Consider the following 9649-nt stretch of genomic DNA (forward strand, 5'->3'; position numbering starts at 1 on the left):
CGTCGCCGGTGTATCGACTGAAAACATTCTACGAGGAATCGGTGAAAGGGGTCGGATAGGGCGGATTCGGCGAGCGCAGTGCGTGCCGGAAGCGACGGCGTACGCATGCGGGCGCGCACGCCGTGGCGTCGAAACGCGACGGCTGATCGTGACTTGATGTGGGCGTCGCGCGATCAGGCAGGGCGGGCGGGCGCGAGCCATGAGCGCGCCCGTGTGGGGATGAGCGGGCAGCCGCTGCGCGCGTCAAGCGGACAAACGGGCGGCCGCCGGGCGTCGCATTCCACCCGCCGCGCAAGCGTATGGCGCCAGATTGCTTGCGCGCGCAACGCAAACACAGCGCCGTCGTGACGTGCGCGCAACATCGGTATAGCACGGTGACCTCCGTGCGCGGCGCGGCCTCAACGCACCCGCGCTCAGGCCGTGGACGCCGATCGTCCGTCGTCCATCCGATGCAGGCTTTTCTTGTGGAAACGCAGCGTCATCAGCAGCGCGACGCTCGCGAGCCCCGCTGCAAGTCCCCACCACAGTCCGCGCGCGCCAAGCCCGAAATGAAACGCGAGCGTGTAGCCCGTCGGAAAGCCGATGCCCCAATAGCCGAGCGCGGCGGCCACCATCGGCACGCGAGTGTCTTTCAGTCCGCGCAGACATCCCGAGCCGACCGTCTGCATGCCGTCGACGATCTGGAAGATGGCCGCCACGCCGAGCAGCGAGCTGGCGAGAGCGACGGTCGGCGCGTTGGCGGGATCATCGAGATGCAGATACAGCCCGACGATGAAGCGCGGCGCCGTGATCAGCAGCAAGCCCGACACGCTCATGAAGGCGACGCCGAGCGCCAGCGCGACGAAGCCCGCATGGCGCGCGGCGAGCGGCTGCCCCGCACCGGACCAGAAGCCGACGCGCACGTTCGCCGCCTGACCGATCGCGAGCGGCACCATGAACGCCACTGACGCGACATTCAGCGCGATCTGGTGGGCGGCGAGCTGCGACTCGCCGAGCAGGCCGACCATCAACCCCGTTGCGAGAAACAGCGTCGACTCGACGCCGTACGTGATCGCCACCGGCCAGCCAATACCGAACAGTTCGCCCATCAGCGGCACGTCGGGGCGGGTGGCCGTCACGAAATGCCTGAAGCGCGGCCGCAGATGCAGCAGGCCCATCAGCGTGAGCGCAGTGCCCCACACCGTGAACGTCGTCGCGCCCGCCGAGCCGAGGAAGCCGAGGCGCGGCAAGCCATACGCGCCGTGGATCAGCCCGTAGTTGAGAAACGCATTGACGAACACGCCGCCGATCGACACCCACAAGAGGCGCCGCGCCGCGCCGATGGCGGGCAGGAACGAGCGCATCAGCCCGATGCCGATCAGGCTGCCGGGCGCGCCCCAGCGCAGCACCGCGCAGTACTCGCCGACGTTGTGCGCGAGCAGCGCCGGTTCGCCGAACGCCATCAGGATGGGCGTCGCGAACGACAGCAGCGTGAACGCCGGCACCGACAGCAGCAGCGACAGCACGAAGCCCGTCCAGTAGATGTGCGGCACGCGATGCTCGGCCTGCGCGCCGCGCGCATGCGACACGCTCACGCTGACGGACGTCAGCACGCCTTGCAGCAGCGTCACGACGACGAAGAACAGGTTCGCGCCGAGACCGCCCGCCGCGAGCGCGTCGGGGCCGAGCGAGCCGAGCAGGACGGTATCGGTGACGCTCATCGCCATTTGCGACAACTGGGCGATCGCGAGCGGCGCGGCGAGGCGCGCGGTATCGGCGGCATGACGCGACAGCGTGGGCGGCCCGCTGAGCGCGCGGGACATTCCGGTTGGATTCATGTTTCGAAGCGCTTGATGCGCAAAATCGCGTAGCGCGCGTGGCAAATGGCGCGCGTTTGTTTTTATCGGCAGACGGACAGCTTATTGCGGGAACGCGGCGCTGTCGATGAGCAGGCACATTGGTGGTGCGGGTTGGCTGCGGCTGCGCGGCGGACGGCATGCCCGCCAGCCTTGCGGCCACGCGTGAGCATCGCCGTGACCGTCAGGCCTCGTGGACGGCAATGCGTGTGTCGCCGAGCAATACGACCTGGCCCGCGCGAATCTTGCAGGTTTTACGCGTCTCGACCTGGCCGTCGACGGTGACCGCGCCCGAGGCGACGATCGCTTTCGCCGAACCGCCGCTATCCGCAAGGCCAGTAATCTTCAGCAGGTTGTGGAGTTCGACGTAGTCGCCGGTGAGGGTGAAATCGAGGTTGGGCATGTCGGTTGCGGCCGCAGAGCGGGCGGCAGGTCTGGAAAAAACGACTCGCATGATAAGCCATAGCGCTGCGCGCGACGCTCGAAGCGCGGGCGCATGGCGCCAAACCGGGCACATGCAAGCAGATGTTATTCAGTTGTCAGGAAATGAAACGGTGAGTAACAGTCTGATTTGCGGGCGAACTTCACTCGTCAGCGCCCGGTCTTTGGAATAGCCTGCTGCGTTTTTGCGGCAGGCGAACAACGCGGGCGCGGCGTCTGCGTCAGGCAATAAAGCGCCGCCCGCGTGCCGACATCGACAAACTTCAGAGAGGATTGCCATGACTATCCAGCTTCGTACGCTCCTGATCGGTTCTGCGCTGACTGCGTTTGCGTCGACTGCCGCGGTCGCTCAGACAGCCGCTCAGCCTTCGGCGGACCCGGCCGCCCAGGCGCAGGTCCAGATGCAGGCTCCCGCGCAGGCTCCTGCGCAGGCGCCTGCCGGGCAAGGCGTCCAGATCCCGACACCGGCGCCGCGGAACCTGACGGCGTCCGGCCCGACCGACCCGCTTGTCCAGAAGCGCAACGCCGATGCCGAAGCGAATGCCGAATATCGCGCGCAGAAGAACGCGTCGAAGGCGCAGCTGAAGCAACAGCAAAAGGCTGCGAAGGACGAGTACACGAACCAGGTGCGCAACGCGAAGATGAACCAGAAGGCGGACAAGGCGGCTGCGTCGAATGAATTGAAGGCCGAGATGCAGGGCCAGTCCGCGGGCGCGGCGGCATCGGGCGAAGCGCACAACTAGGCGGCGGATTGCGCGTGCGTTCGTGCATGCTTTCGCGCGCGCGTGTGAGCCGTTCTGACATTCGATGAGGGAGGACAAAATGAAGATCAACACGAGCATGAGCGCGCTGTGCGCAGCGCTGATCGCCGGAAGCGTGACGACGTTCGCCGTCGCGCAGACGCACGATCCCGCTACCGAGCCGATGACGCACGCCGACAGCAAGGCGGCCAAGGAGCAGGCGAAGGCCAACAAGAAGGCGGACGTTGCGCAGGCAAAGGCGGACAGGAAAAAGGCCGACGCGCAGGCCGACGCCGACAAGGCCAACGCCGAAGCCAGGTTGAAGGACGCGAAGTCGCAGTAGGCGTTCTTCTGCTTGTTATCCGGGGTTATCCGCGTGTTATCCGCGAGGCGGCTTCGTGCCGTTTGGCGCAACAGAAAGCCCGGCGCGCGCCGGGCTTTCTCTTTGCACATCGGTGCGGCGCGCGACGCGGAAAATGGGGCGCTTGTCGCGACGGGTTGTACGGATATACAGTATGCGTCGCCTTCACTCTCCAACACGCCGACCGTGCTTTCCGTCGCCGATTTCCCGTCTTCCTCGTCGTCCGCCGCGACGGATTCGCCGTCGGCCGCCGCCGCCGACTGGCTCGCGAAGCTCAATGAAGCGCAGCGCGAAGCCGTCGAATACGGCACCGACGAATTCACGCGTGCGTCGGGCGCGCTGCTCGTCATCGCGGGCGCGGGCTCGGGCAAAACGAACACGCTCGCGCACCGCGTCGCCAATCTGGTCGTCAAGGGCGCCGATCCGCGCCGCATTCTGCTGCTCACCTTCTCCCGCCGCGCGGCGCTCGAAATGACCCGGCGCGTCACGCGCATCGCGGGCGCGGCGCTCGGCACGCGCGCCGCGCTGGCGCAGGGACTCACGTGGTCGGGCACGTTCCATGGCGTCGGCGCGCGCCTGTTGCGCGAATACGCGGACCTGATCGGGCTGTCGCCGACGTTCACGATCAACGACCGCGAAGATTCCGCCGACCTGATGAACCTCGTGCGACACGAACTCGGCTTCTCCGCGAAGGAAAAGCGTTTTCCGTCGAAGTCGGCGTGCTTTGCGATCTATTCGCGCGTCGTGAACACGGGTGCGCCGCTCGCCGATGTGCTCAATGGCGCGTTCCCGTGGTGCCGCGAATGGGAAGCTGACCTGCGCGCGCTGTTCGCCGCGTACGTCGATGCGAAGCAGAAGCAGAGCGTGCTCGATTACGACGACCTTCTGCTCTACTGGTCGCACATGGCCGCCGAGCCCGCGATCGCCGCCGATCTTTCGGGCCGCTTCGATCACGTGCTCGTCGATGAGTATCAGGACACCAACCGTCTGCAGGCGTCGATCCTGCTCGCGCTGAAGCCCGATGGGCGTGGGCTGACAGTGGTCGGCGACGACGCGCAATCGATCTATTCGTTTCGCGGCGCGACCGTGCGCAATATCCTCGATTTTCCTGCGCATTTCGATCCGCCCGCAAAGCAGGTCACACTCGAGCGCAACTACCGCTCGACGCAGCCGATCCTCGAAGCGTCGAACGCGGTGATCGGCCTTGCGACGGAGCGCTATACGAAGAACCTGTGGACCGACAAGGCGTCGGCGCAACGCCCGCATCTCGTCACCGTCGCCGACGATGCCGACCAGGCGCGCTATATCGTCGAGCAGGTGCTGGCCGCGCGCGAAGCGGGCATGAAGCTGAAGGCGCAGGCCGTGCTGTTTCGCGCCGCGCATCACAGCGCCGTGCTCGAAATCGAGCTGACGCGGCGCAACATTCCGTTCGTGAAGTTCGGTGGCCTGAAGTTTCTCGATTCCGTCCACGTGAAGGACGTGCTGGCCGTGCTGCGCTGGGCGGAGAATCCGCGCGACCGCGTTGCGGGCTTTCGCGTCATGCAACTGCTGCCGGGCGTGGGGCCGGCGACGGCGGCGCGTGTGCTCGATGACATCGCTGCGCGCGCCGACGCGCTTGCGTCAGGCGGCGCGACGGATCGCGCGCAAGCCGTTTCCGGTTGCGCGGCGAGCGCGCTCGCGGCCTTCGCGCCACCGGCGCGCGCGCTCGAAGACTGGCGTCCGTTCGTTGCGCTGATGACGTCGGTGTGCGCGCGGCAGACGCCGTGGCCTGCGGAGTTCGAGAAAGTGCGCCGCTGGTATGAACCGCATCTCGAGCGCAATCACGAGGACGCGTCGATCCGCCAGGCCGATCTCGTGCAAATGGAGAGCATCGCGGGCACGTACGCGTCGCGCGAGCGTTTTCTGACGGAGCTGACGCTCGATCCCCCAGACGCCACCAGCGACGAATCCGGCGTCCCGCTGATCGACGAGGACTATCTGATTCTCTCCACTATTCACTCGGCGAAAGGGCAGGAGTGGCGCAACGTGTTCGTGCTCAATGGCGTCGACGGCTGCATCCCTTCCGATCTCGGCACGGGCAGCGAAGCGGAAATCGATGAGGAGCGGCGGCTGTTGTATGTCGCGATGACGCGCGCGAAGGAAGACCTGCATATCGTGATGCCGCAACGGTTCTACGTGCACAACCAGACGCATCTCGGCGACGCGCACGTGTGGGCGTCGCGTACGCGCTTCATCCCGCCGCATCTGCTGCCGCTGTTCGATTCGCATGCATGGCCGCCCGCGCCCGTCGTGGCTGCGCCGACGCGGGCCGGGCTCGCGGCCGCGGCGCAGGCCAAAATAGAAATCGCGGCGAAGCTCAGAAAGATGTGGGACTGAGCTTGCCGCGACGCGCGAGGTTCGACGGCCAAGGCGGCGCGTGACGCTGCCGCCTCGCACTGTCAGCGCGAGTGCCGCTGTTGCTGCTGCGGCCGTGGCGGCGGCATGAAGAAGTTGCGCAGCCAGGCGGCGAGCCGCGTGAACACGTCGTACGGCTCTTCGACGAAGATCTCCGGCTTCAGCAGCCGCAGATATTCCATGATCTGTTGCGCTTCCTGCTTCTGGAACGAGCCGTGTGAAATGCCCAGACGCAACAGTCCGCGCAGTTCGCCGAGCTTTTCGCGCGCCGCGCTGCCGACGCTCGTCTCGCACGCGACCTTCGCCTCATACACCCGCTGACGCAGCGATTCCGCGAGACGCCACGCGGGCGTCTGCATCACCTCTTCGAGCGCCTGGATGTCCTGAGCGGCCGACTTGATCTGCGCGGCGAGCGGATCGATCAGCGCAGGCGCGCCTTCCGCTTCCTTGACGATCGCGGCCGCCCATTCGCGGCTCTGCTTCGCCAGTTCTTCCGGCGTCCATTCGGAACGCGCGGCAAAGCCGAAGCCGAACTCGTTCGCCTGCTTCATCAGGATCGCGACGACGTCCGGGAACTCCTTGTCCAGCGTGCGTTTCGCCCACGCGTACTGGCCGCCTTGCAGCATCCGCTGCACGGCATGCTCGGTCAGCGGCACCATGTTGTCGAGGAGCTTCGCGCGCAGAAAATCCTCGAACGACGGCGTCGCGAACTGCGGGTCCAGCTTGAGCGAGACCCGCACGAACGCGTCGAAATCTTTCCGCAAGGATGCGAGCGTTTCGTCCTTGATGTGAAGGGTAATCTGACCCATGTCTTATCCCGTTTCGTCGACCACGCCGACACCGTCAAGGCCTTCGCCTCGTCCCGCGCGCCCCCGCGCGTCGGCGGCACCGATGTACGGCGCGGTTCGGTCCGGCATGCCAGTTTCGCGCCGACAGACGCTCACTGGTTCACGGACCACGAGTGTTTATCGGCGGATTGAAAGGGAACTTGAGGGCGGCGCGCCGTCCGCTCAGATGACGCGCGACGGCATCAGTCAGCCGTCACTTCAGGACGACGCCCTGCCACAGGAAGAAGACGGCCAGCCCGACCGCGATGGTCAGCAGCGGGCGGCGCGTGAGCGCACTGACGGCGACGGCGGCAAGCGCGCCGACGAGTTGCGGATTGCGCCAGCTCAATTCGGCTTGCGTGCCGTGCGGCGAGATCGCCATCGGCACGATGATCGCCGTCAGCACGGTGACGGGCACGAAGCCGAGCGCGGTGCGCACGAGCGGCGGAAACACGATCCGGTCGCCGAGCACGAACACGGCCGCGCGGATCAGCCACGTAATGACGGCCATGCCGAGAATCAGCAGCACGTAGTTCATTGCGCAACCTCCGCCGTGCGGGTGCGCTGGAGCGCCGGCAGCGACAGCAGCACGCCGACCGCGACGCCCGCGAACACCGCGCCCAGCAGGCCGAGCTTGTACGGCCAGTCTTGCCAGAAGAACGCGAGCGCGCCCGCCGTGGCCGCCGCGGCCAGATAACGCACGGCGACGAGTTGCGGCACGACGATCGCGATGAACGTCGCGACCATCGCGAAGTCGAGCCCGAGCGACTGCAGAGCGGGAAATGCCGCGCCGAACAGCAGGCCGACGAGCGTCCAGATCTGCCAGTTGATGTACATCGACAGGCCGGAGCCGAGAAAGTAGTACGGCCCGACCGAGCCCGGCGGATGCAGCCGGTAGTGCGCCCATACGACGGCGAATACCTCATCGGTGAGCAGGCCGCCGAGCGTCCAGCGCCAGCGCGGCGGCAGGTGTGACACGTACGGCGCGAGCGTTGCGCTGTAGAGCACGTGGCGGGCGTTCACGACGAGCGTGGTCGCCCAGACGACGGCATAGCTCGCGTGGCCCGCGATCAGACCGAGCGCGATGAACTGCGCGGAGCCGGCGAACACGATCAGCGACATCAACTGGCCGTGCCACAGCTGCAGCGGGCCAGATGCGACGAGCGTCCCGAAGATGACGCCGAACGGCGTAGCGCCGACGATCATCGGAATCGTGTCGCGGGCGCCAGCCGTGAATTCCTTGAGACGGTGAGTGGGTTGTGCAGGGTGAGTCAATCTTTTCTCCTCGATGTGCCGAGGATAGCGGGCGAGGGGAGCGGCGGCTTGTACGTTCTTGCGCTCGTGGGCGTGCGGCGGGCGTGTATCGCGCGTGCGCCGCGCGTGGCGTGGTCGTGTGTCGGCGTCGTCCTGGCCGGGCCCGCAGCGGCTTTCCGCAGCGCGCGGCGCCTGCGTCCGCTTCACCGCGGCGCATTCGCCTCAGGACGACTGCCAACGCCCCGGCGGCACGCCGAACATGCGCCGGAAATGCCGCGTGAAGTGACTTTGATCGGTGAAGCCGTTGGTGGCCGCCACGTCGGCCACCAACGCACCGGCGCGCAACGGCGCCAGCGCGCGTTGCAGCCGGACCTGGTTGCGCCACGCGTGCGGCGGCAGGCCCGTCGCGCGGGTGAACAGGCGCGCGGCGTGAAACTGCGACAGGCCGACCGCGTCGGCGAGGTCCGCGAGCTTGAGCGGCGCGGCGAGATCGCCCGCCAGTTGTTCCTTCATCGTCACGACGCGCGGGTCGCCATTGGCGAGATGGGGCGCATCGGGGCGCGTGCGGCCGTAGCGCACGAGCAGCGTCGACAGCGCGTCGAGCATCGCTGTTTCCGCGACGAGGGGATCGCCGTTCGCTTCGAGCAGCCGGTGCGCGTGCGCAAGCCGCACGGCCAGGTCGGAATCGCGGATCACGTCGGCATCGAACCACGGCAGTGGCTGCGCGCGGCCCGCGATGTCTTCAGCGAGCGCATGAATGAAATCGACGGGCGCGTACATCACGCGATAGCGCCAGCCTTCGTCGATTGCCCGCGAGCCTGTGTGCACTTCGCCCGGATTTATGATGGGCACGCTGCCCGCTTCAGCGACGTAACGCGAACCTTGATAGCGATACGCTTCCGCGCCCGCCTCGATCACGGGAATCGTGTACGCGTCGTGCCAGTGCGGCGTGAACTCGTGATCGTGATATTCGGCCGTGAGCAGATCCGCGCCAGGCATAAGCGGCGTGCGCCAGTAACGGGCGTTATCGCGAAAGCGCGTCGAGGTCATGGTCGATGTCCGGGTGGACCTGACAGTTTACCGCGCCTTGTCCCCTTCGGCCTGCTTGATCGGCGCGTTCACCGGACACGGACCGTCGTGCCGGCCGGCATTGGCACAGCCGTGACGCTGTTTTTCGCGCTGCCCGTCGTGACGCGGTCGCTGTAGGTCAGATAGACGAGCGTGTTGCGCTTCGTATCGACGACGCGCACCACGTGCAGCGTCTTGAAGATGAGTGACATCCGTTCCGTGAACACGTCGGCCTGCTGGCGCAGCGGCTCGGGGATCTTGATGGCCCCGACCTGTCGGCAGGCGATCGACGCTTCCGTCGGATCTTCGGCGATGCCGAGCGTCCCCTTGATGCCGCCCGTGCGGGCTCGCGACACGTAGCAGGTGACGCCTTCAACGCCGGGATCGTCGTATGCCTCGACGACCACGCGGTCCGAGCCGGTGAGGTGAAAGTTCGTGTTGACGCTGGCGACTTCTTCGGCGTACGCGAGCGGCGCGCACGCACACGCGGCGAAAGCGCTGGCGATGACGGTGGTGCGCGCATCGGGCTTGCAGGGAGCGATTTTCATCAGTTGACCGGAAGAATGGGCGGCTGTCGGGGCGATTGCCGGTGAGAACGCCATCGTAACCTGGTTGCCGTCGCCGACCATTGCGTCGGAAAAGCCGTCGACCAAAGAGGCGTGGAAAAGGGAGAAAAGACGGAAGGAGAAAAAAGAAAAGGCCCGCACGGATGCGGGCCTTTGAATTTTG

10 protein-coding genes are annotated in these 9649 nt (G+C 66.6%); 3 read left to right on the forward strand and 7 right to left on the reverse strand.

What is annotated here, in order from left to right; translation table 11 throughout:
• Positions 1 to 413: 413 nt before the first annotated feature.
• Together J8I87_RS18820 and J8I87_RS18825 are read right to left on the reverse strand one after the other, a co-directional pair.
• Positions 414 to 1817: an MATE family efflux transporter gene (locus J8I87_RS18820; RefSeq protein ID WP_209933229.1), complete on the reverse strand. Its 1404-nt coding sequence runs from the start codon at positions 1815 to 1817 to the stop codon at positions 414 to 416.
• Positions 1818 to 2019: 202 nt separating this feature from the next.
• Positions 2020 to 2238 carry an RNA-binding S4 domain-containing protein gene (locus J8I87_RS18825; RefSeq protein WP_209933231.1) on the reverse strand — a complete coding sequence of 73 codons (219 nt, stop codon included), beginning with the start codon at positions 2236 to 2238 and terminating at the stop codon, positions 2020 to 2022.
• Between the two features lie 316 nt (positions 2239 to 2554).
• Between J8I87_RS18825 and J8I87_RS18830 the strand changes: the two genes are divergently transcribed.
• From J8I87_RS18830 to J8I87_RS18840, 3 genes are all read left to right on the forward strand, one after another.
• Positions 2555 to 3019, forward strand: coding sequence for a hypothetical protein (locus tag J8I87_RS18830; RefSeq protein WP_209933233.1), 465 nt, complete (start codon positions 2555 to 2557; stop codon positions 3017 to 3019).
• A 79-nt stretch (positions 3020 to 3098) separates the two neighbouring features.
• A complete protein-coding gene (locus J8I87_RS18835; RefSeq protein ID WP_209933235.1) occupies positions 3099 to 3359 on the forward strand; it encodes a hypothetical protein in 261 nt (86 codons plus the stop codon).
• 204 nt (positions 3360 to 3563) lie between these two features.
• A complete protein-coding gene (locus J8I87_RS18840; protein WP_209933334.1) occupies positions 3564 to 5753 on the forward strand; it encodes an ATP-dependent helicase in 2190 nt (729 codons plus the stop codon).
• A 62-nt stretch (positions 5754 to 5815) separates the two neighbouring features.
• Here J8I87_RS18840 and J8I87_RS18845 read toward each other — a convergent pair whose 3' ends face one another.
• The 5 genes from J8I87_RS18845 to J8I87_RS18865 form a co-directional block, all read right to left on the reverse strand.
• Positions 5816 to 6580, reverse strand: a complete 765-nt coding sequence (locus tag J8I87_RS18845) for a DUF4088 family protein (RefSeq protein WP_209933237.1) — start codon at positions 6578 to 6580, stop codon at positions 5816 to 5818.
• Between the two features lie 232 nt (positions 6581 to 6812).
• The gene (locus J8I87_RS18850) at positions 6813 to 7136 is read right to left on the reverse strand and encodes an AzlD domain-containing protein (protein ID WP_209933239.1); all 324 of its coding nucleotides are present in this window, start codon (positions 7134 to 7136) and stop codon (positions 6813 to 6815) included.
• Complete coding sequence (locus tag J8I87_RS18855) at positions 7133 to 7804, reverse strand: AzlC family ABC transporter permease (RefSeq protein WP_209933335.1); 672 nt, start codon at positions 7802 to 7804, stop codon at positions 7133 to 7135. Before J8I87_RS18855 ends, J8I87_RS18850 begins: the two co-directional genes overlap by 4 nt.
• 270 nt (positions 7805 to 8074) lie before the next feature.
• A complete protein-coding gene (locus J8I87_RS18860; protein ID WP_209933241.1) occupies positions 8075 to 8902 on the reverse strand; it encodes an AraC family transcriptional regulator in 828 nt (275 codons plus the stop codon).
• 68 nt (positions 8903 to 8970) lie between these two features.
• Positions 8971 to 9468 carry a CreA family protein gene (locus J8I87_RS18865; RefSeq protein ID WP_209933243.1) on the reverse strand — a complete coding sequence of 166 codons (498 nt, stop codon included), beginning with the start codon at positions 9466 to 9468 and terminating at the stop codon, positions 8971 to 8973.
• Positions 9469 to 9649: the final 181 nt, after the last annotated feature.

Origin of the sequence: Paraburkholderia sp. LEh10 (assembly GCF_017814945.1) — a bacterium.
Classification (GTDB): domain Bacteria; phylum Pseudomonadota; class Gammaproteobacteria; order Burkholderiales; family Burkholderiaceae; genus Paraburkholderia.

Bases quoted from the DNA above. Each gene is read 5' to 3' on its own strand.
- J8I87_RS18820 (WP_209933229.1), bottom strand. From the start codon at position 1,817: ATGAATCCAACCGGAATGTCCCGCGCGCTCAGCGGGCCGCCCACGCTG.
- J8I87_RS18825 (WP_209933231.1), bottom strand. From the start codon at position 2,238: ATGCCCAACCTCGATTTCACCCTCACCGGCGACTACGTCGAACTCCAC.
- J8I87_RS18830 (WP_209933233.1), top strand. From the start codon at position 2,555: ATGACTATCCAGCTTCGTACGCTCCTGATCGGTTCTGCGCTGACTGCG.
- J8I87_RS18835 (WP_209933235.1), top strand. From the start codon at position 3,099: ATGAAGATCAACACGAGCATGAGCGCGCTGTGCGCAGCGCTGATCGCC.
- J8I87_RS18845 (WP_209933237.1), bottom strand. From the start codon at position 6,580: ATGGGTCAGATTACCCTTCACATCAAGGACGAAACGCTCGCATCCTTG.
- J8I87_RS18850 (WP_209933239.1), bottom strand. From the start codon at position 7,136: ATGAACTACGTGCTGCTGATTCTCGGCATGGCCGTCATTACGTGGCTG.
- J8I87_RS18855 (WP_209933335.1), bottom strand. From the start codon at position 7,804: ATGATCGTCGGCGCTACGCCGTTCGGCGTCATCTTCGGGACGCTCGTC.
- J8I87_RS18860 (WP_209933241.1), bottom strand. From the start codon at position 8,902: ATGACCTCGACGCGCTTTCGCGATAACGCCCGTTACTGGCGCACGCCG.
- J8I87_RS18865 (WP_209933243.1), bottom strand. From the start codon at position 9,468: ATGAAAATCGCTCCCTGCAAGCCCGATGCGCGCACCACCGTCATCGCC.